This window comes from Streptomyces sp. NPDC048192, assembly GCF_043202415.1.
In the GTDB taxonomy this organism is placed as follows: domain Bacteria; phylum Actinomycetota; class Actinomycetes; order Streptomycetales; family Streptomycetaceae; genus Streptomyces.
The window spans coordinates 125,218-150,478 of sequence record NZ_JBIDAL010000011.1 but is presented as its reverse complement, the minus strand read 5'-3'; the positions used below and the strand labels follow the sequence as shown (position 1 = coordinate 150,478).

Annotated in this window: 24 protein-coding genes and 1 pseudogene; 11 read left to right on the top strand and 14 right to left on the bottom strand. The window is 70.3% G+C overall.

From position 1 onward, the window contains the following. Nucleotides 1-59: 59 nt before the first annotated feature. Entirely contained in the window at nucleotides 60-557 is a 498-nt protein-coding gene (locus ACGFZN_RS24740; RefSeq protein WP_393860658.1) for a hypothetical protein, read from the bottom strand. A 252-nt stretch (nucleotides 558-809) separates the two neighbouring features. Between ACGFZN_RS24740 and ACGFZN_RS24735 the strand changes: the two genes are divergently transcribed. Beyond that, nucleotides 810-1,232 carry a hypothetical protein gene (locus tag ACGFZN_RS24735; protein ID WP_393860657.1) on the top strand — a complete coding sequence of 141 codons (423 nt, stop codon included), beginning with the start codon at nucleotides 810-812 and terminating at the stop codon, nucleotides 1,230-1,232. 334 nt (nucleotides 1,233-1,566) lie between these two features. Here the strand turns inward: ACGFZN_RS24735 and ACGFZN_RS24730 are convergent, their stop codons facing one another. From ACGFZN_RS24730 to ACGFZN_RS24715, 4 genes are all read right to left on the bottom strand, one after another. Further along, complete coding sequence (locus ACGFZN_RS24730; protein ID WP_393860656.1) at nucleotides 1,567-3,318, bottom strand: NHL repeat-containing protein; 1,752 nt, start codon at nucleotides 3,316-3,318, stop codon at nucleotides 1,567-1,569. 315 nt (nucleotides 3,319-3,633) lie between these two features. Beyond that, nucleotides 3,634-4,122, bottom strand: a complete 489-nt coding sequence (locus ACGFZN_RS24725) for a hypothetical protein (RefSeq protein WP_393860655.1) — start codon at nucleotides 4,120-4,122, stop codon at nucleotides 3,634-3,636. 392 nt (nucleotides 4,123-4,514) lie between these two features. Next, a complete protein-coding gene (locus ACGFZN_RS24720) occupies nucleotides 4,515-6,671 on the bottom strand; it encodes an FUSC family protein (RefSeq protein WP_393860654.1) in 2,157 nt (718 codons plus the stop codon). 219 nt (nucleotides 6,672-6,890) lie between these two features. Then, nucleotides 6,891-7,559 (bottom strand): hypothetical protein, encoded by a 669-nt coding sequence (locus ACGFZN_RS24715; protein WP_393860653.1) that lies wholly within the window; start codon nucleotides 7,557-7,559, stop codon nucleotides 6,891-6,893. 350 nt (nucleotides 7,560-7,909) lie between these two features. On the opposite strand from ACGFZN_RS24715, the gene ACGFZN_RS24710 reads away from it, so the two are divergent. Both ACGFZN_RS24710 and ACGFZN_RS24705 read left to right on the top strand, forming a co-directional pair. Next, nucleotides 7,910-8,194, top strand: coding sequence for a DUF6881 domain-containing protein (locus ACGFZN_RS24710; protein WP_393860652.1), 285 nt, complete (start codon nucleotides 7,910-7,912; stop codon nucleotides 8,192-8,194). A 429-nt stretch (nucleotides 8,195-8,623) separates the two neighbouring features. Further along, nucleotides 8,624-9,289: a hypothetical protein gene (locus ACGFZN_RS24705; RefSeq protein WP_393860651.1), complete on the top strand. Its 666-nt coding sequence runs from the start codon at nucleotides 8,624-8,626 to the stop codon at nucleotides 9,287-9,289. A gap of 431 nt (nucleotides 9,290-9,720) precedes the next feature. On the opposite strand, the gene ACGFZN_RS24700 is transcribed toward ACGFZN_RS24705, so the two are convergent. Next, nucleotides 9,721-10,683 (bottom strand): zinc-binding dehydrogenase, encoded by a 963-nt coding sequence (locus ACGFZN_RS24700; protein ID WP_393860650.1) that lies wholly within the window; start codon nucleotides 10,681-10,683, stop codon nucleotides 9,721-9,723. A 183-nt stretch (nucleotides 10,684-10,866) separates the two neighbouring features. Between ACGFZN_RS24700 and ACGFZN_RS24695 the strand changes: the two genes are divergently transcribed. Beyond that, on the top strand, nucleotides 10,867-11,517 hold the full coding sequence (locus ACGFZN_RS24695; RefSeq protein ID WP_393860649.1) for a TetR/AcrR family transcriptional regulator: 651 nt from the start codon (nucleotides 10,867-10,869) through the stop codon (nucleotides 11,515-11,517). 204 nt (nucleotides 11,518-11,721) lie between these two features. Next, entirely contained in the window at nucleotides 11,722-12,162 is a 441-nt protein-coding gene (locus tag ACGFZN_RS24690; RefSeq protein WP_393860648.1) for a VOC family protein, read from the top strand. Here ACGFZN_RS24690 and ACGFZN_RS24685 read toward each other — a convergent pair. Further along, nucleotides 12,155-12,445, bottom strand: coding sequence for a helix-turn-helix domain-containing protein (locus tag ACGFZN_RS24685; protein WP_393860789.1), 291 nt, complete (start codon nucleotides 12,443-12,445; stop codon nucleotides 12,155-12,157). The two genes, ACGFZN_RS24690 and ACGFZN_RS24685, sit on opposite strands and share 8 nt — an antisense overlap. A gap of 241 nt (nucleotides 12,446-12,686) precedes the next feature. On the opposite strand from ACGFZN_RS24685, the gene ACGFZN_RS24680 reads away from it, so the two are divergent. After that, nucleotides 12,687-13,094, top strand: a complete 408-nt coding sequence (locus ACGFZN_RS24680; RefSeq protein WP_393860788.1) for a DUF1097 domain-containing protein — start codon at nucleotides 12,687-12,689, stop codon at nucleotides 13,092-13,094. A gap of 161 nt (nucleotides 13,095-13,255) precedes the next feature. Next, on the top strand, nucleotides 13,256-13,588 hold the full coding sequence (locus ACGFZN_RS24675; RefSeq protein ID WP_393860787.1) for a putative quinol monooxygenase: 333 nt from the start codon (nucleotides 13,256-13,258) through the stop codon (nucleotides 13,586-13,588). 70 nt (nucleotides 13,589-13,658) lie between these two features. Here the strand turns inward: ACGFZN_RS24675 and ACGFZN_RS24670 are convergent, their stop codons facing one another. Beyond that, the gene (locus tag ACGFZN_RS24670) at nucleotides 13,659-14,393 is read right to left on the bottom strand and encodes a dienelactone hydrolase family protein (protein ID WP_393860647.1); all 735 of its coding nucleotides are present in this window, start codon (nucleotides 14,391-14,393) and stop codon (nucleotides 13,659-13,661) included. Between the two features lie 734 nt (nucleotides 14,394-15,127). On the opposite strand from ACGFZN_RS24670, the gene ACGFZN_RS24665 reads away from it, so the two are divergent. Then, on the top strand, nucleotides 15,128-15,577 hold the full coding sequence (locus ACGFZN_RS24665; RefSeq protein WP_393860646.1) for a hypothetical protein: 450 nt from the start codon (nucleotides 15,128-15,130) through the stop codon (nucleotides 15,575-15,577). 203 nt (nucleotides 15,578-15,780) lie between these two features. Here ACGFZN_RS24665 and ACGFZN_RS24660 read toward each other — a convergent pair whose 3' ends face one another. Further along, the gene (locus ACGFZN_RS24660; protein ID WP_393860645.1) at nucleotides 15,781-16,233 is read right to left on the bottom strand and encodes a phage holin family protein; all 453 of its coding nucleotides are present in this window, start codon (nucleotides 16,231-16,233) and stop codon (nucleotides 15,781-15,783) included. Between the two features lie 166 nt (nucleotides 16,234-16,399). Here ACGFZN_RS24660 and ACGFZN_RS24655 point away from each other — a divergent pair, with 166 nt between their 5' ends. From ACGFZN_RS24655 to ACGFZN_RS24645, 3 genes are all read left to right on the top strand, one after another. Then, entirely contained in the window at nucleotides 16,400-18,013 is a 1,614-nt protein-coding gene (locus ACGFZN_RS24655; protein WP_393860644.1) for a right-handed parallel beta-helix repeat-containing protein, read from the top strand. A 446-nt stretch (nucleotides 18,014-18,459) separates the two neighbouring features. Next, nucleotides 18,460-19,305 carry a DUF1206 domain-containing protein gene (locus tag ACGFZN_RS24650; protein WP_393860643.1) on the top strand — a complete coding sequence of 282 codons (846 nt, stop codon included), beginning with the start codon at nucleotides 18,460-18,462 and terminating at the stop codon, nucleotides 19,303-19,305. 263 nt (nucleotides 19,306-19,568) lie between these two features. After that, entirely contained in the window at nucleotides 19,569-20,567 is a 999-nt protein-coding gene (locus ACGFZN_RS24645; protein ID WP_393860642.1) for an aldo/keto reductase family protein, read from the top strand. A gap of 107 nt (nucleotides 20,568-20,674) precedes the next feature. Here the strand turns inward: ACGFZN_RS24645 and ACGFZN_RS24640 are convergent, their stop codons facing one another. The 5 genes and pseudogenes from ACGFZN_RS24640 to ACGFZN_RS24620 form a co-directional block, all read right to left on the bottom strand. Continuing rightward, nucleotides 20,675-21,202: a hypothetical protein gene (locus ACGFZN_RS24640; RefSeq protein WP_393860641.1), complete on the bottom strand. Its 528-nt coding sequence runs from the start codon at nucleotides 21,200-21,202 to the stop codon at nucleotides 20,675-20,677. A 60-nt stretch (nucleotides 21,203-21,262) separates the two neighbouring features. Then, nucleotides 21,263-22,176 (bottom strand): annotated as a pseudogene (locus ACGFZN_RS24635) (GlxA family transcriptional regulator). Between the two features lie 10 nt (nucleotides 22,177-22,186). Beyond that, nucleotides 22,187-22,786, bottom strand: a complete 600-nt coding sequence (locus tag ACGFZN_RS24630) for an isochorismatase family protein (protein WP_393860640.1) — start codon at nucleotides 22,784-22,786, stop codon at nucleotides 22,187-22,189. A 459-nt stretch (nucleotides 22,787-23,245) separates the two neighbouring features. Next, nucleotides 23,246-24,163 carry a PfkB family carbohydrate kinase gene (locus tag ACGFZN_RS24625; protein WP_393860639.1) on the bottom strand — a complete coding sequence of 306 codons (918 nt, stop codon included), beginning with the start codon at nucleotides 24,161-24,163 and terminating at the stop codon, nucleotides 23,246-23,248. An 82-nt stretch (nucleotides 24,164-24,245) separates the two neighbouring features. Next, nucleotides 24,246-25,247, bottom strand: a complete 1,002-nt coding sequence (locus ACGFZN_RS24620) for an SIS domain-containing protein (RefSeq protein ID WP_393860638.1) — start codon at nucleotides 25,245-25,247, stop codon at nucleotides 24,246-24,248. Nucleotides 25,248-25,261 lie beyond the last annotated feature (14 nt).

Here is a 25,261-nt window from a genome sequence, read left to right as displayed (position 1 = left end):
CCCGACGACGTGCTCACGCTGACGGTCCAGGGCGCCCTTGAAGGCTTCGAGTTCCGAGTTCACCGGGCGGCGCACAGTGCAGCGAGGCGGTCCAGGGTGCTCACCATCTTCGTCTGCCACCAGGCGCGACCGCTGTCCACTTCCGCGCGTTTGTCCTCCGGCATACGCGAACCGTCGAAGATCTCGGTCACCACCGTCGCCCCCGCATCATCCGGGAGCAGGTCGAAGATCCACCTGTGGCCCCACGCGGCCCCGGACGCGGTGGCGTCCGGGTGCCCACGACCGGGCCTCGGTTCCCAGCCGATCCGGCGGCCCGACTCGTACTCGACGACGCGGTTGATCATCTCGTAATCGCCGTAGCGCTCGTAGTGCATCCGCATCACGAAGACGTCCCCGACACCCGAAACCACGGCGTCGCAGACACCACCGCGCAGCATCCCCGAGCCGTCGAGATCCAGGTGCCGTCCGGGATCGGCCAGGATCCGGAAGATCTCCCCCGCCGGGGCGTCGATGTGCCGGGAGACCGCCACCACGGCCTCGCCTGTCGTACTCGTCATCCGCGCGCCTCCGTCAACCGCAGAGCATGAGCCTGACTCCGGCCTGGACGCTACACAGGGGGTACGACAACACCTGGCCGAGCACGGGTGGTCTACGCGAACTCCCACCGCACCAGTTCCGGGAAGAACTGACCCCGGCAAACCTTCCCGGCGGCGCCAGGGTCCGAGGCCGGCCGAGCGCTGTCGTGCGGAGAGTCCTTCATCAGCTGCCCCGCCACGCTGAACGCGACTGCGCTACGCGATACTCGCTCTGTGGACTGGTTCGAGCAGGCGCGGACAGCGGAAGAGGTCCAGGACTGGGATACAGCCATCTCGTTGGTGAGCGCCCACGCCGAGTGCTTCTCCACCGACCACTCCATGCACGGCAACCATCTGTGGCACATGGATCTGCTCGCCCGTGCGGGACGGTTCCCCCAACTCACGGAGCTCGCCCTCACGGATGTCCATGCACGTCGGAGACTCAACAGATCGCTCCGCGATCAGGGAATGGAGGCGATTCTGCGCAGCCGCGCCAAAGATGGTGACCGTGACGCTCTGTATGTCCTTGTCCGGCTGCTGTGCGAGACCAATCGGGCCCAGGAGGCCTACCGAGCGGTCCAGGCCTTCGGGCCCGAGGATCAGTACGCACAGCAGATCGCGGCCTCTTTTCGAACGCCGTCAAGCGGTACGCAGTAACGCATGCTCTGCAAGGGGTCCCTGCCGTGCGGCACTCCGGGGACGGGCCCGCCTCAGAAGTCCCCCTCGGTTTGTCGTTCGCCCTCCGCTCTCCGCCCTTTTCACCAACGCACATCCGACAACGGCAAACGCTCCCCGGGCCGGGGTGAAGGGGTCTGCAACTCCGGTCACGACAGCACCGCCGCACCGCCCACGGAACTGCCCTGCTCAGTCCCCGCGCAGGCCTGTCCCGCGCTGATCGCTGCGCTCGGCGGCCCGGGGAGCGGGGCTGGATCTTCTTCTGGCTGATTGCTGACTCCGTGGACCAACGTCGGCGCTGTCAGCCTGCCGCACGCTATTTCGGACACGCGGTCGGGGCCGACGACGACGGGCGCACGGGCAGCGGGGTGAGGGGGGTACAGACCGGGATGGCTGCACCGATGAGTTCGACCAGGCCCACGCCGCCGGTGGGTGGGACGAGCCTGCTCCAGTTGTTGGCCACCCAGGCATTGCCGGAGGAGTCGATCTGCACTGCTGTGAGGTGCTGGATCGCTTTGTTCTGGAAGCCCCGTTCAGGGGACAGCGCGGTGCCGGCGGACGCGCCGGGAGGACAGGCTGCGCTGTTCACCCCGCACAGGAGTGACACGGACGAGTCGCCGAAGCCGGCGATCCATACGCGGTCCTGGCCGTCGATGGCGACCGACCAGGGGAACACCTTCTTGGCCAGGTGGTGCACCCCCGCGACGGTTCCGTTCGGCCGGATCTCGGTGATGGCGCTGCTGAAGAAGTTGGCTACCCAGGCGTTGCCCTTGGAATCCAGGGCGAGTCCGACGGGTGCTTGGAGCGATGAGCCGGTGGTGGAGGAGATCGGCTTGAAGTCGGAGCCGATGACGGTGACGCTTCCGCCGACGTTACGTGGCCGCCGCGATTGCCTGATCTCTTCGAAGGAGAGGTGGCTGTTGGTGACCCAGGCCCTTCCCTGGCCGTCGATCTGGACCGCGAAGGGGTGGTTGAGACTCTTGTCGGTGATGGTGATGGCCTTGCTCGGGTCGCCGTGCGGGTAGACAACGACGCTGCCTGCACCCGGCTTGCCCTTGAGACCGTGGGAGTTGGCGATCCATACGTTGCCGCGCTGGTCGACGGCGACGCCCTGCGGTTTGACGAAGTCGCCGTTCTTCCAGCCCGCGGAGGGTGACAGCGGCTTGCCGGATGCGGAGTACTTCGACATCGCGTTGCCCCCGTAGCTGGGCGCCCACACGGATCCGTCATGATCGATCGCGAGTCCCCAGGCGCCGGCCTTCATGCCGCCCCCGCTGACGGGGCTGCCCAGGACCGGCCGGCCGGTCGGGTCCTGCACGGTGACGTAGGAGTTGGGGTCGCGTGTTCCGGGCTTCCAGTTGTTGGTCGCCCATACGTTGCCCCGGGCGTCGAAGGCGATGCGTCCTGGCGCGTAGAGCTGGTCGGCGGTGTGGCGCACCGCCAGGATCCAGGACTGGGGCGCCGTGCTGAGCGACGGCGTGAAGACGTTCGCGGCGCGCGCCAAGGCCTGCAGACCGCGCGGTGACTGTGTCGGGTTGTGGGCCAGGCTGAGGATGGCCTGCACGGTGTCGGCCGGTCTGCTCCCACCGGACGGTGTCGCCAGTCGGAGCAACTGGCCGCATCGCGCGTTGTCCGTCACGCACAGGGAAACGAGGTTGGCGAGCGTGCTCTGCGTGGCCAGCGTCTGGCTGTTGGCGCTGTCTCCGGTGAGGGGCCCTCCGGCCTTTCCCGTCGCCGGATCGGCGAGGCTGAAGGAGGTAGCGGCGGCGTTCTGCAGACCGGGAGCGGGTCCGGAGATGCCGCGTTCGTCGCTGAACTGGGCGAGGGCGTACGTCGCGGCGACCGTGGTCAGTTCGTTGACGGTCACCTTGCTCACGCTCCGCTCCGACACCCCGCCACCCGTGCCGAACCCGACGACCGTGCGCAGCCGGAACCGGTGCGCCTGTCCGGACACGGCCTCTACATACACCACCGCATCGGCAGGCTTGGGGTAGGTGATCCGAAAAGAGCCGTGCGCGTCGGTCGTGGCCTGACCCAGCTTCTTGACCCCGGAGCGTGACCCTGCCATGAGCACGACCGGAGAGCCTGACAGTGGCTTCCCCGCCCCGGTCACAGTCCCTTGCACGGTGACGGGCGCGGCGCCGGGCGCTGCCACCCCCGGCAGGGCGAAAGCGGCGCATGCGGCGACGGCGGTGGCCGACGCCAGTCTCAACACCCCGAAGCGGGAGGTGCTCATGATCGTCCCTTTGCTCTGCGTTACCGGACAGGGCGCGGACATGTGGATGCGCCGCTTCGCCTCGCGAGGAGTGCGCTGATGAGCCGTCCCCCGTACTTGGCCGGGGGGAAAACAGGGGCCGCCCATGCACGGTCCCCACCCCGAAGATCAGCCGGGGACCTCGGCCCCAGTCGCCTTGGCTCGGACTGTTCCGGCGCCCCTCTCAGGCACTCTCAGCGTGAACCAGCCGACCCGGGTCCCCAGCAGCCAGACCACGCCCAGGTACAGCCCAGGTTCGACTTCGCGCATCTCGTCGCGCACGCCACGAGCGACCAGTGAGAGCTTGGAGTAGTCGATGACGATGCAGTCCTGTTCATCCATCAGGCTCGGCCCGGTATACACCTGGGCCACGATCGCCAGCAGATCGAACGCGGTCATCCGATTGCTGAGATAGCCTTCGGGGTCGAAGACCTTTCCCCGCCACAGCGTCATGCGTACCAGCCAGGCCAGCGGCTGAGCCGCCCAGCTGCCTCCCCACCGGATGATCCCGGTACCCTCCAGCGGACCCTGGGGAATGTCACCGGGCGGACTGGTACGAAACAGCTCCACCAAACCCGCGTCGCCCATCTTGAGCAGATCCGTCTCGGTGAGTGCCACGACTCATCCTCCCGGCATCAGTGACGAAGCATTACTCGGCCTGGGACACACCCTGCCTGTGCCGGGTCACGGCCAGCGTCTGTCGACGCCAATGGACGTGCCGGAGGGGGAGCAGCCCATGGGAGACCGACACTCCCCGTACGCGACACCACCACCTGCACCGCCACGGTCAGGCTGACCACAGCTCCACGTGGCATCGACCGACGACTCCGATTGTCGAGGCTCGGCAGGACAACCGCCACCGCTGTCGGGACCTGCCGCTTGTGCCTACGGCCCTCCGCCTTGCCAGGTCACGCACCCACACGGGCGCCTGGTCCAGCCGCGGGGCGTACCCGAGCTGGGTGACTGCCTAGAGATGGGGCCTGCGTCGCTTGACGCGGACGTCAGCCGCCCTAACCGCTCTCGGCCCTCCCCGGCCCGGAACTGATCCGCGCCAGGTCCGTCGCCAGCGACTCCAGCCACGACACCATCGCGTAGTACAGCCGCGGCGCGTCCGGTGGCTCGGCGGCGAGCTCCGCGAAGGTGACGTCGATCGACGGCACGGGCGCGCTCGGCGTGTCACCGCCGGGATCCAGCGCCGCCGAGACCAGCAACATCCGCCCCGCCACACGCTCCCCTACCCCTGCGAGTGCCTCCGCCGCCACCGGGCCCAGCACGGCGCGCGGCGGCTCGAGCAGCCTCTGCGAGCCCCACAGGGTGTGATGGCCGGCCATCAGCGTCGCCTGCCAGTCCACCGCGGGCGGCACTGTGCGGGCCCGGCCGCCGAAGCGCTGCGGCTCGCTCTGGTACTGGGCGTACGCGGACTCCGCGAGGATGACCGAGCGGTGCAGCGACCGGTGACCGGGCGGCGCTCCCCACGGCGGGGCCGCCGCTGTCCCCTGCGCGGCCGAGGCGCTGGTCGCCACGACGATCTCCGCCGCCCTCCGCAGCAGCTCCGCGGCCGCGTAGCGCAGCTCGTCGTGGGCGCCGCGCGGCCACGCCAGTACCCCGAAGACCGCGCCGATCGCACTGCCGACCAGCACGTCCAGCACCCGCACCTCCGCCAGGTGCCAGGTCGGCGGCGCGAGCTGCGCGAAGACCAGCGCCACGAGCACGGTGAACAGGCCCTGCGCCCAGCCGACGCCCCGGACCGGCCCGACGGCGAACGCGATCAGCATCCACACCGGCAGCAGCACCGCGTAGAAGCCAGTATCCGTCCCGGCCACGGTCAGCGTCCCTGCGGTGACCAGCGCGCCGGCGAGGGTGCCCGCCAGCGCCAGGCGGATGGTGTGCCATGTCTCGTCCAGGGTCGTCCGGGTGAGGGTGAGCGTCGCGAGCATGGCCCAGAACCCGTGGGGCAGGGTGTCCACCCCGGCCACGAGCCGTGCTGCCGTCAGTGCGAGGGCGATGCGCACCGCGTTCTGGAAGAACACCGACCGGCGCCCGACGTGCCCCCGCAGCCGGTGCCACCACAGCAGCGGGGCCCACATCGTGGCGTACCAGAAGCGGCCCGGCGGGACCGGCACCTCGGCGTGCCGGCCCCGTACGGCCAGATCGGCGGCGACGCCCATGGCCAGCGCCGCGTCGGCGACCTCCAGCACGGCGGCGTGCCCGCGCAGCACGGCCGGAGCGAGGTCCGGCACACCGCCTCCGAACGGCCCGGCCGATGCGGCCGAAAGGCGTGCGCGCGCCGCGACCAACGCCTCGTAGGGCGCCACCGGCGACGGCCCGGACCGCAGACAGCCGGCGGTCGCCCCCGCCAGCTCCGCCACCGCGCGCAGCACTGCCGTGACCGCAGGGTCCGCTTCGCCGCGGTCTGGACCCAGCCCTGCCAGCCGGCTCAGCAGCGTGCGGGTCGCGAGGCCGGTGTGCGCAAGGGCGCGATCCCGTCTACCCGGTCCGGCCGGGCGCTCCGCCTCCGGCACGTGCAGTGGCCGCAGCGCTTGACCGGCCTGTTGTGCCGTTGCCCGGTCAGCTTCGGTCAGGGCGTACGGCGGTGTGGCAAGGCGCCGAGCGCACTGCGCGGCGGTCCGCGCGGCCTCGGCGGCCCGCTTTTCGTAGGGCGGAGGGGTCGGCTCGGTCAGGAGCAGCGCCTCCGCCGCGACGAGCAGCGCCACACCGGTGCTCGTCCCGATCAGCCGGTCGCCGAGCGAGTCCGGATCGTAGGGCGGGAAGGAGGGCAGGATGTAGAGCAGTTGCAGGCCCGGTGCCGTCCCCGCCCAGCGCGGTCCGCCCACGCCGGAGAAGGCCAGGGTGAAGCCGACCGCCAGCATGCCGACGGCGGCGCTCCAGGTACGCACCGACAGGTAGGTGCCGATCACCACCAGGGCCCAGCACAGGGGCACCGCCCGCAGCTCCATGGCCGCCCGCTGCCGCCCGGTGCCGGGGATCCGCGACAGCCCGCCCAGCGCGATGGCGGCGAACAGGGCGTAGGTCGCCGCCACGGGGCGGTCCAGGCCGTAACGGAAGACGTAGAACCCCGTCGCCGCGACCAGCGACACCCGCACGGCTCGGCGGCCCGAAGCGGCGTAGGCCGCCGGGCTCCACCACCGGGCTACGACACCCCGCACCTCTTCAGCATCGCCCACCCCGCCCGCCCCGGCACCCGCCCGGCTCGCGCCGCCACGGCGCGCAGGGTCAAGTGGGCGGCTGGTCGTCGAAGTGGGGGCCGGCGTCCTGGAGCTGCGGTGCGGTCTTGTGACCTCCTGCTCGGCGACCACGGGCGAGCGGCCGAATGCGACGGCGTTGCTGCGGGAGGCGTCCTCAAAGGCGTCCGGTGTTGGTCGCTATCAGGCGATGTACTCGATCTCGGGACAGCGCTGCGAGGCCCCCCACAGCAGATGCCCGGTGTCCGGGCGGCCGCGCAGCTGGAGATCGAAGAAGGCCCGCATGGTCGCCCGTACGGCAGCCACCGCGCGGTCTGCCGGAATCGCACCGATCTGCAGCGTGTCACGCACCGGTTCGGGCAGCTGCGGGGCGATGGCCACAATGTCGGTGAAGCAGTTGTGGTCGGCGTCCGCGAGGCGCAGACAGCGGTGCCAATCGCTCAGGCGCGCCCAGAACGGCGGCCAGGACGCGTCCTCGTTCAACCCGTCGTGAACCGCTGTGTCCATCAGCAGGAACGGCCGGTCGAGACCGTGCTCGACCACCGGCCCGTACAGCGCGCCGTCCAGATCGACACCGGCCCGCACCCGCTCGTCCAGATGCATCACCGCCGCCGACGCGGCGCCGCCCCGCGAGTGCCCGAAAGCGCCGACTCGCGTGAGGTCCAGCGTCCCGCCCAGCCCGCGCGGGAGCGGACGCCCCTCGGCGTCGGGGTTGCCGCCCTCCTCCACCACGGTCAGCTGGTCGAGGACGAATCGCAGATCGGCTGCGCGCACCTCGACCGCTGCCGTGCGGGCCTCGTCGCTCGCGTCGTCGGGGCGGTTGACGACCACGCGGCCGTCCGGGAACTCCACCTCACCAGAGTCGTAGGGATGGTCGACTCCGACCACCACATAGCCGGCAATGGAAGCACCATCGTCCGGCCTACTGATCGTCAAATCCCTTGAAGCGTAGACGAGTTGCTGCCGAAATCGGGATCACCTATCCGTTCTCACCGTTCCCTTACCAGAGAACGCCGACGCCGTCCTCTCTGCCAAGGCCATGCCGCGACAAGGACCGACGGCAGGCTGCGCTGGTGGCAGGCGCGACGGAGGCTCTTCTACCGCCCCGGCGCCGAACTCCTCTTCCAGATCCTGACCGAGCGCGAGGAGAAGGACAGTGTCCCGAGAGTAGCGCGTGCATCGAACGTGGAGGCAGGCACAGCATGTGGTACCTCAAGGTCGTCTGGCATCACGACTTCCCGGATGAGCCGGTGGAGATCCTCAGCGAGATCGGCGAAGACCGGTACGAGGCCCGCAAGGTTGAGGTCTTCCGTGCCGGCCGGCTCGATTGGGCGGACGAGTCGCGACGGAGCCCGAGCACCATGTTGGGAGAGGTGCCTGTGCCTCCGCTTGCGGAGATCAACGAACAGGAGGAGTTCACCGCCGCTGTCATCCCGGCCGAGGAGTTCGAGCAGGCATGGGCGGCAGCACGAGGCGCGCTGCCGTAGACCCCAGGACCGTCACAGGGCCGTACGAGGGGGACCCATGGCGCCCGACCGCCACGGTCCTCAGAGACCTGCTCGGTGGCGAACATCGCAGGCCGGCCGCCCGGTCAGGGCGCCTCCAGCTGCGTCCCGTGTGCGAGGTGACGGAGCAGTGGCGCACCGCTTCACAAGCGGCCGGCGCCCTCTCAACCCCGCGGTCTGACGCCGAGCCGGAAGTGGCCGATGCCGATGTGAGTGGCGAAGGCAGCATTCTCCCGCTGGCAAGGCGCCCACGACAGGATGTCCACACCCACCCGGAGGTGTCCTTAGGACCACCCCCCCTTCGGTGTCCAGGCCCAGCGACGGGCAGCCGCGTGCGCGGCAGGATGGTCGTCCTCGGCAACGAGCGAACCACCACCTCGGCACGCATCACACGGACATCGGGGGATCCACATGAACGAGACCATCGCCAGGCGCCTGACGGGACTGGCCGGCATCGCGGCGGCAGCCGGCTTCATCGTCGAAGTACCCCTGTACTTCATCTACTCCGGCCCGCCGCCGGATTCCAATGTGCTGGCCAGGCTGCTCATCGGCATCGTCGCGCTGGCGGCACTGATCTTGTTCGTCACCGGCTTGCGGGAACTGATCAAACAGGTCGAGCCGGCCTGTGAGTGGATCGGGACGGCGGCCTTCGCCACGGGTCTGGTGTACGCGACGATCACCTTGGTCTCCAGCAGCCTGGAGGCCGGCGCGGTCATCGCCGCCGACCACCCCATCGACCCGACCATCACGGTCAGCGGCACCTACATCCTCTACGGATCGACCGGCCGCCTGCTGCTCGCCCTCTTCCTGGCAGCCACCGGCCACGCAATCACCCGGACCAACCTGCTCCCCCGCTGGACCGGCCGTTCCGCCCAGTTCCTCGCCGCGGTCAACCTGGCCTTCGTACCGTCCCTGTTCTTCGGCAACACCCCAGCCCATTTCTACGCAGCCAACGGCTGGGGCAGCACCGCCCTGATGGGCGCCCTCCTCAGCTACTGGCTCCTCGCGGTCGGCATCTCCACGTACCGCAGCGCCACACCCCCGGCACCGACCACCCAACCAGCCTCTCAGCGTTGAAAACGCCTCCGCCCACGGCAGCCTGCAAAGCCCGGCCGCCACAACGAGCACCACGGACCACGCGCGACCAACGACGCAGGGAGCAAATCAGCGGGAAGCAGCCGGAGTCAGCTGCGCAGAAATGCGGGCCCCATGCGGTGACGGCCAAGCCGTCACCGTCTCGCCGTACGTGTTGGTCACCTCGACCGAATCCCCTCCCCCGCAGAACGCCGGAAAGATCTCATACGCCCGTGGCAAGGCCAGCCGCGACCGGACGAGCGGTCCCGGGCGTGCCAGCCCACACCATGGCCGTGGTGGCGGCACCCCCACGGAGTCCAGGCCGCCGTGCCCCGAAGCCGCCAAACAGAAGCCGATGCCGGCGAAGTGCGCGGTCAGGCAGGCGGTAGCTGATCACCGGTTACCCGGGCCGCAAACCCCGGTCCCTGCCGGGCTCAGGGCGCCAGCACCACCCTGCCGAACACCTCCCCCGCGTCCATCTTGCGGTGGGCCAGCACCGCCTGGTCCAGGGGCAGCACCTCGTGCACGACCGTGCGCAGGTCGCCGTGCGCCACATCGGCGAACTGGGACGACCGCACGGCCTGCCGGTCGGGTCCGGGAACGGTGTCCGAGCTGAAAGTGGCGAACGACAACGACCTGCGGAAGGCGTCCATCAACCGCATCCCGAAGTCCGCCGGCGGCTGCCCGCCGACCACACCGACAGCCACATACCGCCCGTTGGAGTTCAGTCTGTCCAGAAAATGGGGAAGCTGGGGACCCCCCACGACATCGACCACCACGTCGAAGCCCGCCAGCGCGTCCGCGCCGCCCTCGCCGAAGCGGTCGAGGACATGGGTCGCGCCCAGGTCCCGCAGCCGGGCACCACGCCGTGCCGACGAGGTGGTGACCGCCACCGCGCTCGCACCGTTGCTGGCCGCGAGCTGGACCGCCGTGATCCCGATACTGCCCGCCGCGCCGCGTACGAGCATCGTCTCGCCTGGCTTGAAACGCGCCCGCTCCAGAGCGAAGTGGGCAACAACGCCGGAGCCGCCGAGGGTCACGGCGTCGGCTTCGGTCACACCGTCGGGCAGCGCAAGGACGTCCTCGACCGCCGCGACGGCCTGCTCGGCATACCCACCGGACAACCCGGTGAACGCCCACACCCGCCGCCCGATCCACGCGGCGTCCACGCCCTCTCCCACCGCAGTGACCCTTCCCGCGACCTCGCTGCCCAGGAGATGACCCTCCCGGAAGCCGTAGCCGGCAAGCGTTCCCCGGCGAATCACGGCATCCACACCGCCCACGCCGATCGCCTCTGTGGCGATCTTCACCTGCCCCGGGGCAGGAACGGGCGCGGGCACATCGACCACCTCCAATCCATCGGGGTCTCCGAACGTCCTGATCACGACGGCTTTCATCGCTGCTCCTCAGGTCGGGGAAGGGACGGTCGCGGCTGCTGCAGCCCTGCGTCGAGCCGGCCCCGGCAGCCAGGGCATCACCGGCGCCATACAGGGGCAGGCCAGGAGGGCAGGCCCGGGAGGGGCAGCACCGCCATCGGACCGTAACGGACGCCCCATTCCGTCTGGCTAAAGTGAGAAACGATGACCCACCTTTTGCCTCGGACCGTGCGCTCCGACGCCCGTGACAACCGGGCCCGCATCCTGGACGCCGCCCGCACGGTCTTCGGGGAGGACGGCCTGAGTGCGCCCATGCGCGAGGTCGCCCGGCATGCGAGCGTCGGCCCCGCCACGCTGTACCGGCACTTCCCGACCAAGCAGGCACTGATCGCGGAGACCTTCGCCGAGCAGCGGCGGGCCTGCCGCGCCGCCGTCCGCGACGCCCTTGCGGACCCGGACCCCTGGCACGGATTCCGGAGTCTGATCGAGCGGATCTGCGAACTCCACGCCCACAGCCGGGGATTCGCCGACGCCTTCATGACCGCCTTCCCCGAGGCCATGGACTTCGCCGCCGACCGGCAGCAGGCTCTGCGTGCGGTCGGCGAACTCGCGCGCCGCGCCCAGAAGGCCGGCCGGCTGCGCCCCGGCTTCGTCGTCGACGACCTGGTCCTCATGCTCCTGGCCCACCGAGGCCTCCAAGACGCCCCACGAGCCACCCGGATCACGGCCTCCCGGCGCTTCGCCGCCTACGTGATCGAAGCGTTCCGCGCCACACCGCAAACGGAAGCGCCCGCTCCGCTGCCGCCGGCACCACGCCTGGAGCCAACGCACCCGCCCAGCACGCTGCAGAACTAGGCACCTGAGGCTCGTCAACGAAGCCGGCCTCGGCTACATCGCCGCCCTGCATCACACTGCAGAACAAGGACCGGCACCCAAGGCCGGGCCAGAAGCGGATCTTCGGAACTCAGCGCGTTTCCGGGTGTCGAGAATGGGCCGCCGGCTCCGTCCTCGGTATACCGGTGGCCTCACGGGGCCGCGCAACGCAGAGGGAGAACCGTCATGACGCTTCAGCGGATGGACAACGTCGGCATCGTTGTCGAGGACCTGGACGCCGCCGTTGCCTTCTTCACCGAACTGGGCATGGAGGTCGAAGGCAGGGCGCAGATCGAGGGTCTCTTCGCGGATCAGTCCGTCGGTCTCGACGGAGTCCGCAGCGACATCGTGATGATGCGGACCCCGGACGGCCACGGCAAACTGGAACTCGCGCAGTACCACACCCCCGCGGCGATCGGCGACTCAGCGCACAACCCGCCGCCGAACACGCTGGGCCTGCACCGGGTCATGTTCGCCGTCGACGACATCGACGACACCATTGCCCGCCTGCGCCGCCGTGGCGCCGAACTCATCGGCGAGGTGGCGCAGTACAAGGACATCTACCGCCTCTGCTACCTCCGCGGCCCGTCCGGCATCATCCTCGCCCTGGCCGAACAGATCAGCTGACGGCCCTGCTCCGAAGCCCAACGAGCAAGCCGGTCACGTGCAAACTTGGATCCCTCCGTTGCCTCGACGAAGCGTTGAGGCACGTCGGACGTCCGGAATGCCGAGAGCACCGACTGGGAGCGCTGGTCCCAGTCGTAGGTGAAGGATGCGGCGATCCTGCGCTGTGGTGCACACCGTCAGGTCTGCTTGGGATCGTACGGTCGGGCATCTCGATGCCGTATCGCGCCACTTTGCGGTAGACGCTCGCGCGGCTCATGCCGAGTCGCTCCGCGGCCTGCGCCACGGTGATGCCCGGTTCGGCCAGGCAGCGCACGATCTCGTCGCGTTCGAGTTCCTGCAGGGCGACCCAGGCGCCGGACGGTGCCGGTGAAGACCTCGGCCGGAAGGTGACGGGTGTCGGTCAGGCCAGTCGTAGGCGGTGAGCGCGCGCTCGGCGGCGGGCGTGAAGGTGACCCCGTGTCCGCGGTACCGGCGGGCGAAGTGGTGGGCGAGGGGCATGATGTCGTCCGGGCGGCTGCGCAGGGCTGGGCGGGCTCAGAGCCCCCTTCGTCTGGGTCGGGTTCGCCGCGTGGGCCTGCTTCTACGACGCCGGCGGAGCGGCCGGACTGGCAAGACCCTGGCAGCCAATGTCACCGGCCGGCCGTGGGGCTGGCTCATCTTCTGGGCGGCCACCCGCCTTGCCCCCCGGCTCCGCCGTGATGCTCGGAGTGTGCGTCACCGTCGGCGCTTTCGGCATGCGCGTGCAGGCACGCTGGAGCCCGCTGCCGTTCATCCCCGGCGCCTTCGTCGGAGCCGCCTGCTACTTCGGCAACGGCGCGCTCTGGCAGAGCACGCTCATCTCACTCGTCGCAGGGGCCCTCCTTGCGTACGCCTCACAAGCACTCGGCGATCTGCCGCTGCGGACAGGACGTATGACGGAGCAGCCCGCATGAGGAGCCGCCGAGGGGCTGACGCGCCGTGTTCGTGGGAAGGCATACGACCACGGCGCGTCGGCGCCCTCAGCAGCGGCCGGATTGCGAAGACTACGGCCGTGCAGACCACGGCCGTGCGAACGACGGCCGTGCAACCGGCCATAGCTATCAAGGAGCCTGAGATGATCTTCATCACCGCGAAATTCCGCGTCCTCCCCGAGCACGCGGACCACTGGCCGCAGATCACTGCCGACTTCACCCGGGCGACGCGCGCCGAACCCGGCTGTCTCTGGTTCGACTGGTCGCGGAGCGTCGACGACCCGGCCGAGTACGTCCTCGTGGAAGCCTTCCGCGACGACGAGGCCGGCGCGGAGCACGTCGGTTCCGCGCATTTCCGGACGGCCCAGAAGACGCTGCCGCCCTACCTCGCCGAAACCCCGCGCATCATCAACACGTCGATTCCGCAGGACGACTGGTCCCTGCTCGGAGAAATGGCGGTGAGAGAGGAGGGCTGACCGTCCACAGCACGCCCCGCGCGTGCGCTCGGGGTGACGCTTGTTGGGGTTTGGCTTCCGAGCCGGAGCCTCAACTGTTGTCCAGAGTGCGGTCGAGCAGGGACAGCAGGCGGTCCCAATGGCGCTGCAGCGCGGCGGGGTTGAAGGCGTCGGTGTCGGACATCGTGAAGCCGTGGACGGTGCCGGGGTAGATCTCGGAGGTGTAGCCGACACCTGCAGCGTCCAAGGCCTGGTTGAGCTGTCCGAGAGCCTCGGGTGTCAGGTCGCCTTCGGCGTGGCCGAAGTGGATCTGGGCAGTGAGCTGGGAAAGGAGGTCGGGTCCATCGGCGCCCACGGGTCCGTGGAAGGCGGCGACGGCGGCCACCTGGCCGGGGTGGACCGCGGCGGTACGCACCGCCAGGAGTCCGCCTATGCAGTAGCCGGTCACCGCAACTGGTCCGGCGCCGACCTCGGGCTGGGTGGTGAGGAACCTCAGGTAGGCGTCGGCGTCGCGAAGGACACGTTCAGCGGTGTGCGCCTCGATCAAGGGCATCAACTGGGCCATGACCTGGGGCCGGGCCTCTTCTCCGATGTGCTCGGGAAGTTCGATCACCGGTGCCGGGCCGTGCCGGTAGAAGAGGTTGGGGACGAGCACGTAGTATCCGTGCCCGGCCAGTTCGTGGGCCATCTCCCGCAGTACGGGCCGGATTCCGAAGCCGTCCGCGTACATCAGCACCCCCGGGTGCCGCCCGCCATCGTTGGGGAACGCGGCGAAGGCGTCGGCCTGACCGTCCGCGGTGGAAATGTGCAGCGACTTGGTGGGCATGAGTTCTCCTGTCGTGGTTGACGTTTCGAGCTGTGGTCAACACGGCAGAGGCGGAGCGCGCGCGGCAGCGCTCGATTCTCGCTCCAACAGCGGGCCGACACCGGCCCGTACGGCGCTCAGAGGAGCACCGGGTCACCGATCCGTGTGTGGCACAAGGCCGTCCCGGTAGTCATCGTGCACAACGTAGCCCACCAGGCGGGATCGATGCCAGCAACGGACGGCGGACAGGCAGATCCGGCCATGCCGAGATGGTGCGTTCACTAGGTCACCTCTGTGCGATGTCTTCACCGCGGCATGCCATTGCGCAGACGGCGGCGGGGCGGCAGGCGCAGGGGTGCCTGGAGCCGGGCGCGGCCAGGCAGAGAGCGGCTCCGGTGGCGAGGTCGCTTGGGTGTGGGCACCGGACTACATCCGATCGAGGACCACCGTGACGAAGGGATCGAGGACGAATCAGGGTGGTCATCCACCTCGTCGTGCCAGAAGCACTCGCTGAGCCTCCGGTGCGGTTCGGCGAGTTGCTTGCACAAACCGTTGGAGACCAGCTGCGCCACCGCGAGCGCCGCGGCGTGTCCGCCGTGCCTATTGCCACACACAGCACAAAGACGCCGAGGCATTCGAACACGCCTTGGAGGGTCTCTCGGGCTCAGCCCACGCTCGTCGTGAGGCGCAGACCGCATGCTGTCCAGCCTGGTCAGAGGCGTAAGATCACGCCACCAGTACGAAGGGGGCGGGCGATGAACGGCCGGGCATGGAAGTGGGCGCTGTTCTCGGCCCCGATGGCACTGTCGGTCTCCGCATGCATGGGATGGGGTGGCTATCCGCCCGCGAAGGACGTCCACGCCTCTCAGCTCATAGGCACCTGGCACGCCGCGGACTGCAAGGCCACGTTGACTTTGGGTCGGGATGGATCGGCGTCCGCCACCGGCATCCCTACCGAGGCGGACCTCAACGGGAAGGTCACGCACAGGATCAGCGGGGATGGCACCTGGGAAATCGACAAGTCCGGCACTGACGTAGAACTCGAAGTCACCATACGGAACGAAGGCACGCCGTTCGCCCTCTACCGGAACGATAAGCACTTGCTGGTGGCTCTGACCATCGGAGATCCCGACGACATGAACTCGTGCCTGCTGAGCAGAGAACCGAAATCGGCAGCCGATGCCCCAACCGCTGCGCTGCAATGAAGTGCGGCAACCAGCACATCCGTAGGTGGGCGCCAGCGGTCTCAGCCCCCGGCAGCCTTCCGTCGCGGCGTTCGCCAAGAAGTGGTCCGCGCCAACGAAACAGTGGACGCCGGATTCGGCAGTGAAGACCAGCGGCCCTGGCCGGACCTGTTCCGGCGGATCGCGCAGTCCGGCCAGTCAATGAGCGAGGGCCGGCCGTTCGGTCAGTCGTTGGGGCGGCTTTCCGGTGGGGGCTCCGGGGCCGTTCGGTCGAGCGCGTCCGTGGTCGTGGGCATTGTCGTATGCCCGCGCTCCAGCGCCTCCGCCGCGGCTTCGGCTGCGGCCCGTATCCGGTTGCGTGCCGTCAGGCCCAGGCCCACGGCGGCCGCGGTGTACAGGCCGGCGAGGAGGGCCGCGGCGCGCGTCCTGGGCAGCACCTTCTCGGTGGCGCGGAGCACGGTCTCGTGCACCGCCGAGACGGCCAGAATGCCGCACAGTCCCGCGCCCGTGAGCAGCGTGCCGCCCACGGTAAGCCTCCGCAGCCCGGCCATGGCCTCGTCCTGGACCGCCCGGAGCTCTCGGCGTGCCAGGTCCGCGGCGTCCTGCGCCAGCCGGTTCGCCGCGTCACCGATCCGGTCCGCGCCGGACGCCGGGTCGTCCTCTCCACGCGCGCGCATGTCGTCTCCCGTCCCCTTGCATGCGCCTCCGGGTACGGAGGCCGGTCCTCCGCCGCAGTACCCCGCCTGGCGCCGCCGACACGGCCGGTGGCCGAGTTCGGGCGCATGCATGCGAGGGGCGGAACTCCGGTACTCGTCAGCCACCCGCGGCGGTGAGGAGGAGTCCATGTCCACGCCTCTGACGGTCGACGCACAGACATACGGACTGGCCGGCGACGGCACCACCAACGACCAGCCGGCGCTCGCCGCCCTGGTGGACGAGCTCGGCGCGGCCTGCGCCACGGACGGGCTGCCACGCCGGATCATGGTCCCACCAGGCCGCTATGTGATCCTCGACCAGCCCGTGGTGTGGCGCAGCGGAGTGTCGCTGATCGGTGCCGGGCGCGGCGCCACCTGCTTCGTGCTGGGCAATCCGGGGCGGCCGTCCGATCCGGTGCCGCTGGCGTGGTTCACCGCGCAGAAGCACGGTGCGGGCCCCGAGAACCATCTGGCCGACGTCGCCTTCGCACACTTCGAGATCGACGCCTCGGGCGCACGGACGAAGGAGTACGACCCGCTGTCCAAGGGCATCGGGCTGCAGTACGTGCTCCGCGGCCGTTTCACCGACCTGTATGTGCACGACGCCGCCGCCACCGGCTTCGGCTGCGACTTCCTGCAGGACACCGTCGTCGAGGCGGTGCTGGCAGAGCGATGCGGGGCGCAGGATCCCGGCGAGAAGATGGGCGGGGCGGGCATCGGGATCGGGGTGGGCGGCTGGGGGAACGTGGAGCGGCTGACGGTGACGGCGTGCACGGCGACCGGCAACGGCACGAACGGGATCTTCCTGGAGCTGCAGCAGGAGGAGTGGACGCCGCCGCGGGGCATCCGGATCACCGCCTGCCACGTGGAGGACAACCGGTTCGGCATCTCAGACTGGGGCGCGGACGGGCTGCTGGTGGCGAACTGCACGATGCTCGGCAACCACGAGGCCGGGTTCGACGTGTCCGCGCAGGGCACCTCGGGCATCGGCGGCCGCGGCGGGATCGTCACCGGGTGCGTCATCGACGGGAACGTCCGGGACGGGATCGGGTTCGGCAACACGCCGGGGCCGTACGCCTTCCGCGGCAACCGGATCAGCGACAACGGGCGGTACGGGTACTGGGAGCACAATCTCGCGGGCGGCGACCAGGAACCGGCCGTGGACGTCGTGCTGGAGTCCAACGACATCCGCGGCAACGCCCTGGACGGGGTCCGTGTGGACGCCGGGCTGCGGGAGCCGGCGCTCCTCGGCAACCGCTTCCGCAACAACGGGCGCCGGGCCGCGCCGGACGCGGCAGGAGGCGGCGACGGGGTGAGGTACCTGGCGCGGTCGGTGATCGACGAGCACGCCGGCTGGCCGGTCGACGGGCATCGGGGCAAGCGGGTGACGGCGGGCGGGCAGAGTGCGATGGTGCTGCGCAACACGGCCACCGAGCTCGTCCTGGCGCCCTGCCGGCCCGGCGCGGACTCGGCCTGGAGCCAGGGCACGCCCCCGCCGGGCACCGCTTACCGGCTGCCGGACTCCCCCGCCCCCCGGGCCGGTCTCACCGCCGCGGCGCCGGTGACCCGACCGCACGTACACGGCAACCGGTTCTGGGACGACCAGGAGCCGCGTACGCAGAGTCACGCCGTGTGGATCACGGCCGACGGCCACTGGGAGGGCGGCCGCGTCACCGACAACGACTTCACGGGCAACGCCGACCGCTCCACCCGCTACGACAACGCCCCCCAGGGCGGCCGCTGGCGGGACAACGAGACGTGAACGGCACGGGCGGGTCCCGGAAGCACAGCCGGCACGCTGTGAGGCCAGTGTCGACATCGGCGCGGGCCGGCCGCAGCCGCCGTAGTCACCCGCACCACTCGGGTGAGCAGTGATGCAGCGCAGACGTCCGGCATACCGCGTGGTGTCCGTGCGATATGCACGCAGCCAGGTGGGAACCCGCACGTGGGGTTCGGAAGGCAAGCCCCATGTGGGTCCTCCTGGAGGTGTCTCCCGGAGGACTCGCGTATGCACGAAAAAGAGACCGGCCCACTGCTACGGGGGAAAGCAGCGGGCCGGACAGCACCACGATGACACACCTGTCGCTGAGCCGAGGCCGATACAGCAGAAATCCCAGGAGACGCATGGCGCCCGGGTAGAAGGGCCGTGCGAGGGCAGACGTGGCGAGCACGAGGTGTCGGGTTGGAAGCCCGGGGCATCGGCGAAGTATGGATGCACAGGCATGGGCACTCAAGGGGCGGGGCCGGGCCCGCCGTGCGGCGGACGGTACGGCGATGGCCGTGGCGGCGCGGGCCGGCTTCGCCGCCCGCGGACTGATCTACCTCCTCGTGGGCGTGATCGCCCTGCAGATCGCCCTGGGCGACGACGGCGGCGGGCGGCAGGCCGACCGTGGTGGCGCCCTCGAGGAGCTGGCCGGTAAGCCCTTCGGGGCGGCATTGCTGTGGGTCGTGGGGGCCGCGCTCGCCGGCATGGCGCTGTGGCGGCTGTCGGAAGCGGTGTTCGGCGGGGCGGGGCCGAAGGGCGCCAAACCGTCCAAGCGTGCGGCGGCGGCTGGTCGTTGCGTCTTCTACATCCTTGCGTCCTTCTCCGTGCTGTCCTTCGCAGCCGGGGACCGGGGCAGCGGAAGCGGCTCCTCCGACCGGCGTACGCACGACGTCACCGCCAAGGTGTTGAGCTGGCCGGGCGGGCAGTGGATCGTGGGAATCGCCGGTGCGGTTGTGGTGGTCGCCGGTCTGTGGATCTCGGTAAGGGCCATACGACGTAAGTTCCGCGAGAATCTGCGGACGAGCGCGATGTCCCAGCGGGCCCGGCGGATGACCGACCTCTTCGGTGTGGTGGGCGGGGCGGCGCGCGGTGTCGTGTTCGCCGTGGCCGGCGGATTCGCCGTCGCGGCGGCGGTCCGCCACCAGCCCGGCCGGGCGAAGGGCATGGACGACACGCTGCGTTCCTTCCGCGACCTTCCGGCCGGCCCGTGGCTGCTCGCCGCGATCGCGCTCGGGCTGGCCGCATTCGGTGTCTTCTCCTGGTGCAACGCGCGCTGGCGCCGGCTCTGACCGCCGGTGTTCGTCGCCTCACTCGGGCCGCGGGTGCTCGGTGAGCCGGCTGGGCTGGACTGTGCTCACGCGCACCCGGTGGCCCGCGCAGGGACGCGTGCCCGGGCGTGGTCGAGCCGTCGCGAAGCTCCGGGCGGAGGCACAATGCTGCTGCCGACGATGATCAACCGGCCGACGCCGACTCCTTCGGCCTCGACCCGCGGCCGGCAGCCGGCAGACCGGCACGTCGGCATCTGTCCGTCCCACCGAAACAGGGAGCAACCATGCGGTACCGCAAGCTCGGCAGCTCGGACCTCGAGGTCTCGGAGATCTCGCTCGGATCCTGGCTCACGTACTCCGGCGGCATCGAGGCGGACGCGACCCGCGCGTGTACGGAGGCGGCGTTCGAGGCGGGCATCAACTTCTTCGACACCGCCAACGTCTACGGGCGAGGAGCCGCCGAGGCGGCCTGGGGCGAGATCCTCTCCGCCCGCCCCCGCGACTCCTACATCCTGGCCACCAAGGTCTATTTCCCGATGTCGGACGATCCGGCCGAGCAGGGTCTGTCCCCCGCGCAGATCGCCAAGCAGATCGACGCCTCTCTCACCCGCCTCAAGACCGACTACGTCGACCTCTACCAGGCGCACCGCTTCGACCCCACCGTGCCGATCGAGGACACCGTCGAGGCGTTCCAGAAGGTCGTCCAGCAGGGCAAGGCCCGCTACATCGGCTTCAGCGAGTGGACCCCCGAGCAGATCCAGGCCGCGATCGACATCGCCGGCCCCGACCTGTTCGTGTCCTCCCAGCCGCAGTACTCCATGCTCTGGCAGGCCCCCGAGGCCGAAGTCTTCGGCCTGTGCGCGGCCAACGGCATCTCCCAGATCGTCTGGTCCCCTCTCGCCCAGGGCGTCCTGACCGGGAAGTACAAGCCGGGGCAGCCGGTCCCGGAGGGCAGCCGGTTCGCCTCCGCGGACATGGCGGTCTCGAAGGACCTCGTCTACAACGACGCCACCCTCGAAGCCGTCCAGCGCCTCGTCCCCATCGCCGAGGAGGCCGGGATGAGCATGCCCACCCTGGCCCTCGCCTGGGTCCTGCGCCGCACCGAGGTCGCCTCCGCCATCACGGGCGCCTCCCGCCCCGAGCAGGTTCACGCCAACGCCGCCGCCTCCGGCGTGCAGCTCTCCGACGACCTGCTGACCGCGGTCGACCAGGCCCTCGGCGACGTACCCGTCACCGAACCGACCCTCGCCCCCGGCGCCCAGGCAGGCGTCCGGCATCGCTGACGTGAGCCAGTGGGTACGGCGAGGACCAGAGGGGCAGCGCACGGGGTCCCTTTTCGGGGGCCGGTGGCGCTGCCGCGCGCTCGGCCGGCAGGCGAGCAGGGGGCGACCTACCCTGCCCAGATGTCCGGCCCCTGTTTGACGATCACGAGTCCGTACGCCCGGTCGGCGGGCCAGAGATCCACCTGGTACAGGAAGTGGTCACCGGGACCTCCACTGGTGGCGACCGGCGGTGGTGCGGTCGGGACGTAGGAGACCCGGACACGTAGCAGTCCGGCGGGCACCGTCAGGCGCGGCCCGTCTGCAGGATCGGTCCCCGGACTGGACAGGGTGAGCTGACCGGTGGGGGCGTCGAGGTCGGTCTCCACGATGTGCTCCGCCGTCGGGTCGGTCGTCGGCGCGGAAGCGTGAACGGTGATCAAGGACTCGACCATGTCGTCCCGAGCTGTGCCGACGGAGATCGAGTGCGGTTCGACGCCGATGCGGTGGAGGTGGACCGCTTCCGCTGTCCAGCCGGCGGGTGCCAGGTCCGGGTCCGTGGCGTGTTCGACGATCCACGCCTCATAAGGGTCTAGGTCCTGGATGTAGAACTGCCCGTGATCGGCGTCGATCGTGAATCTCAGCGAAGCATCGGCCACCGGCGCAGACTAGCGAAGCCGCCGGCGGCTACCGAGGGCAAGGTGCCCACAGCCCCCGGTCTATCGCCGTGTGCCCGCTCGCAGGCGGCGCAGCATGCGTGGGTCCGCGAAACCGACCGCGCGGGCGGCGGCATCAACTGTGGCGCCGTGGCTGATGAGGTGCTCGGCGCGTTCGAGACGCAGGGTTTGCTGATAGCGCAGGGGGGTCAGGCCGCCGGTGGCGCGGGTGAAGAGACGCGTCAGGGTGCGTTCGCTCACGCCCACGGCCGATGCCAGAGCGGACAGGGGCCACGGTTGGTCGAAGCGGGCGTCGAGCAGGTCCTGGGCGTGGTGGACCGTGTCGTCGAGGTGGGATCGGTACCGGAGCATTGCGCTGGCCTGCGGTTCATGGCCGTTGCGCCGTGCGTAGACGACCATGTCCCGGGCCACCTGAGCGGCGACGGCGGGGCCGTGCCGGGTGGCGATCAGGTGCAGGGCCAGGTCGATGCCGCTGGCGATTCCGGCCGAGGTGACCACCCGGTCGTCGGCGGTGTACAGGACGTCGCGAACGACCGTCGCCCTGGGGTAGCGGCGTGCGAGCTCGTCCTGCACATCGTGGTGGGTGGTGCAGCGGCGGCCGTCGAGCAGGCCGGCTTGGCCGAGCGCCTCGGCTCCGGCGCAGACGCTGGCCACGGTCCCGCCCCTGCGTGATGGTCCCGCAGAGACTGCAGGGAGGACGCGCCGATGGCGGGACCGCCGGCGAGGGTGGGCGCCCGCCAGCCGGGCACCACGATCAGGTCCTCGGGGCCGAGCTCGGGCCAGTCGAGAGCGGCCACCAGGGGCAGGCCCTGGGCGGTGGGTACGAGCGGCTCCTCGGACAGGTAGCTGAGTGTGTAGGGGTGCCCGAAGTCGGAGGCCGTGGAAAAGACCTGCGCGGGGCCTGCGAGGTCCAGCAGATGGACTCCGGGCACCAGGAGAAAGACGATGTGGCTCACTATCCGGTCATCATGCCCGACGTCCGGCCGAGGCCTCCAGCTGCCCCACCGTGGCGATGGTGGCGAAGCGTCCGGCAAGGGCGTACTCGGTACGCCTGATGATCTCCTCGGCGCTCAGGGTGCGGGGGTCCGCCAGCAGCTCGGCGACGCTCTGCTCGGCGGGAGCATCACGGTGCGGGATGGGATTCGTCGCGGTGGCGTCGACGACGAAGGTGACCCGGTAGCCGAGGTCGCTCGCGACGCGGGTGGTGGTCTCGACGCACTGCTCGGTACGGATGCCGCAGACAGTGAGCTCCTGGATACCGCGCTCGGTGAGGAGTTGCTGCAGGTTGGTGGTGGTGAAGGCGTTGTGCGAGGTCTTGTGGATCAGCGGTTCCGTGTCCCGGCGCTCCAGCTCCTCCATCAGCCGCACATGGCCGAGGGCGGGGTCGAAGACATCGCCGCTGCCGGGCTCGGAATGCAGCACCCACACCACCAGGTCCCCGGCCTGGCGGGCGAGTCGGACCAGTCGGTCGACGTGGTCGGCGATCTTCGGGTTCGAGATGGTCTCCCACAGCGGGCGGGCGCGGAAGGACTCCTGGACGTCGATGACGATCAGTGCTCGGGTCATGCTCCCCAGCGTGACCGGCGGGGCCGCAGCGGCGACAGGCCTCATCGGGTCCGGGGCCGGAACGATCCGGTCACCGGCTGAGCGTCGCGATCGCCTGAGCCGGGAACGCCGGGTGCGGCGCCGATCGGACAGGGCTGTGTCCGGGGCGGGCGGGCGCAGCGACAGCGGTGGCGTGCGACCAGGCAGCAGGCGTGTACGAGCCCTGATCGCTGTTCGGACCGTGGCGCGACGTTCCCCTCCGGCTGATACTCGAGTGGGGCAGCAGCCTAGGGCTCGAGCGACCCTCGGCGGGCGGGCCGCTGATGAGTCAACTCGGTTGGGGTCGACCGCAGTTGGGCCGATTCCCGCCGGGCCATCGCCTTGCCCGGCCCGGCTCCTCCAGCAGGGGCATCTGGTCACCACACCCCCCTGCCCGGTCACCTGAGACGAGCGGACCGCGTCCCTGTTTCGTCCGTGTGCTCACCGGTCGAGCGGTGCCGGGACCGCCGGTGTCTGCGGGGCCGAGGGCGCCGGTGCCGGCGTGGGGCGGCCGTGGCCGAAGGCGGCCTCGACGAAGCACTGGTCGTGGGCCGACCGCGCGCCGTGTTCCAGGGCGCGTTCGAGACGGGGGCGGGACGGCGGGGTGCCGCGCGACCAGCCGTCCCTCAGCAGGGACACGGCGAAACCGGCGAGGAAGGCGTCGCCGCAGCCCATGGTGTCGGCCATGGACCGGGTGTCCGCCGCGTACGCCGGTGCGGTCACCAGTGTCCGGCCGTCGTACACGGTGGCCCCGGCCAGACCCCGGGTGGCCAGGACCATGCGTGCTCCCCGTGCCACCACCGCCTCCAGCAAACGCAGGGTGGCAGTCTCGTCCAGGTCCGAGCAGGACAGCAGTGCCAGGTCGAGGTGGGGGCATACGCGGTCGAGGTAGGCGGGGGCGCGGAACTCCTCGTCGTCGGAGAGGTCGAAGCTGACCAGCGGGCCGGCTGCGGCGAGGTTGGGCAGTTCGCCTTCGGTGCGCGAGTACACGCTGGAGTGCACGAGCGAGAACGACGCCGCGTACGCCAGCAGGTCGTCGTCGAGGACCAGCGGTTCGCGTACGGTGACGCCGCCGCCGTTGTAGCCGAGGAAGACCCGGTCGCCGTCCCGTACATGGAGGGTGGAGACACCGGACTCGCCGTGGCGCACCACGCTGTGCTCCACGGTGACGCCCTGGGCCGCCACGGCCGTACGGAGGAAGGCGCCGAGGTCGTCGTCGCCGAACACCCCCAGATAGGCGGCGTCGAGGCCGAGGCGGCGGGCGTAGACGGCGACGTTGACGCAGTTGCCGCCGGGGTAGTCGATGCCGCGGTCCACGAAACGGTCCACGACGTTGTCGCCGAAGCCGAGGATGTTCATCAAAGTCTCCAACGGGCGCGGGCGCCGCGCCGGTGCGCGGCGCCCGCTCGGTGCGGATGGACGGGCGTGGGGCGGACCGCGGTCAGTAGTCCATGACGCGGTAGTAGCGGCGCAGGTCCAGGGAGTGGTCGCGCACCCGCTCCAGGTGTTTGCTGACCCGGTCCATCACGGTGTCCATGACCAGCGGCGCCAGCAGCCCGCGGAACTCGGGGCTGATGCCGTCCAGGGGGTAGTCGCGGGTGTCGAAGACGGTGACGTCCTTGGAGACGCGCCGGGCGAACGCCTCGGCCCGGTCCGTGAGCGGGCGGGTCTCGTCCTCGCCCTGGAAGAGGATCACACTGGTGTCCTCCTCCAGCAGCTCCAGCGAGCCGTGGAAGAACTCGGCGCTGTGCACGCGGGTGGTGCGCAGCCACTGCATCTCCTCGAGGATGCACATGGAGTACAGGTAGGTGAACCCCCACAGGTTCCCGCCGCCGATGAGGAAGTGGTAGTCGGTGTCCTTGTGGGCCTCGGCGAAGTCGGAGGCCACCGGCTCGGCCTGGCGGGCGACCTCCACCAGGACGCGCGGCAGGGCGGCGAGTTCGCCGGCGAGGCGGTCGTAGCCCTGGAACTCCCCGCGCCGGGACAGCAGCCGGCCCATGAACAGCAGCATCTGGACGTCGAACGGCCACGCCTTGGGCGCCGAGATCAGCGCGGTGTCGACCCGCTGGGCGACGGGGCTGTCGGGGTGGCCGGTGAAGCCGATCGTGTGCGCGCCGCGTTCCTTGCAGTAGTCGATGGCCTTGATGCTGTCCTCGGTGGTGCCGGAGACGGAGGTGAAGACGGCGGCGGTGCGCTCGCCCAGCCGGGTGTCGCCGGAGACGACCAGTTCCGCGGCGATGGCCGCCCGCACGGGCAGCGCCGAGGTGCGCCGGGCCAGGTGTTCGTAGGGCCACATCTGCGCGTAGGTGCCGCCGGCGCCCACGAGGAGGACGTTGTCGTACCCCTCGTCCAGGAGACGGTCGACGGTCTCCTCGATCCCGGGGCGCAGCGCGACGAGGCTTTCCGTCTGGGTGACGAACTCGGCTTCGTTGAAAGAGAGCACGGTGATGGTTTCCT

What these genes read in the sequence shown, in the direction of transcription:
- ACGFZN_RS24740 (WP_393860658.1), bottom strand. Translation starts at nt 557, where the DNA reads ATGACGAGTACGACAGGCGAGGCCGTGGTGGCGGTCTCCCGGCACATC.
- ACGFZN_RS24730 (WP_393860656.1), bottom strand. Translation starts at nt 3,318, where the DNA reads ATGGCAGGGTCACGCTCCGGGGTCAAGAAGCTGGGTCAGGCCACGACC.
- ACGFZN_RS24710 (WP_393860652.1), top strand. Translation starts at nt 7,910, where the DNA reads ATGTGGTACCTCAAGGTCGTCTGGCATCACGACTTCCCGGATGAGCCG.
- ACGFZN_RS24705 (WP_393860651.1), top strand. Translation starts at nt 8,624, where the DNA reads ATGAACGAGACCATCGCCAGGCGCCTGACGGGACTGGCCGGCATCGCG.
- ACGFZN_RS24700 (WP_393860650.1), bottom strand. Translation starts at nt 10,683, where the DNA reads ATGAAAGCCGTCGTGATCAGGACGTTCGGAGACCCCGATGGATTGGAG.
- ACGFZN_RS24695 (WP_393860649.1), top strand. Translation starts at nt 10,867, where the DNA reads ATGACCCACCTTTTGCCTCGGACCGTGCGCTCCGACGCCCGTGACAAC.
- ACGFZN_RS24690 (WP_393860648.1), top strand. Translation starts at nt 11,722, where the DNA reads ATGACGCTTCAGCGGATGGACAACGTCGGCATCGTTGTCGAGGACCTG.
- ACGFZN_RS24675 (WP_393860787.1), top strand. Translation starts at nt 13,256, where the DNA reads ATGATCTTCATCACCGCGAAATTCCGCGTCCTCCCCGAGCACGCGGAC.
- ACGFZN_RS24670 (WP_393860647.1), bottom strand. Translation starts at nt 14,393, where the DNA reads ATGCCCACCAAGTCGCTGCACATTTCCACCGCGGACGGTCAGGCCGAC.
- ACGFZN_RS24665 (WP_393860646.1), top strand. Translation starts at nt 15,128, where the DNA reads ATGAACGGCCGGGCATGGAAGTGGGCGCTGTTCTCGGCCCCGATGGCA.
- ACGFZN_RS24660 (WP_393860645.1), bottom strand. Translation starts at nt 16,233, where the DNA reads ATGCGCGCGCGTGGAGAGGACGACCCGGCGTCCGGCGCGGACCGGATC.
- ACGFZN_RS24655 (WP_393860644.1), top strand. Translation starts at nt 16,400, where the DNA reads ATGTCCACGCCTCTGACGGTCGACGCACAGACATACGGACTGGCCGGC.
- ACGFZN_RS24650 (WP_393860643.1), top strand. Translation starts at nt 18,460, where the DNA reads ATGGATGCACAGGCATGGGCACTCAAGGGGCGGGGCCGGGCCCGCCGT.
- ACGFZN_RS24645 (WP_393860642.1), top strand. Translation starts at nt 19,569, where the DNA reads ATGCGGTACCGCAAGCTCGGCAGCTCGGACCTCGAGGTCTCGGAGATC.
- ACGFZN_RS24630 (WP_393860640.1), bottom strand. Translation starts at nt 22,786, where the DNA reads ATGACCCGAGCACTGATCGTCATCGACGTCCAGGAGTCCTTCCGCGCC.
- ACGFZN_RS24625 (WP_393860639.1), bottom strand. Translation starts at nt 24,163, where the DNA reads ATGAACATCCTCGGCTTCGGCGACAACGTCGTGGACCGTTTCGTGGAC.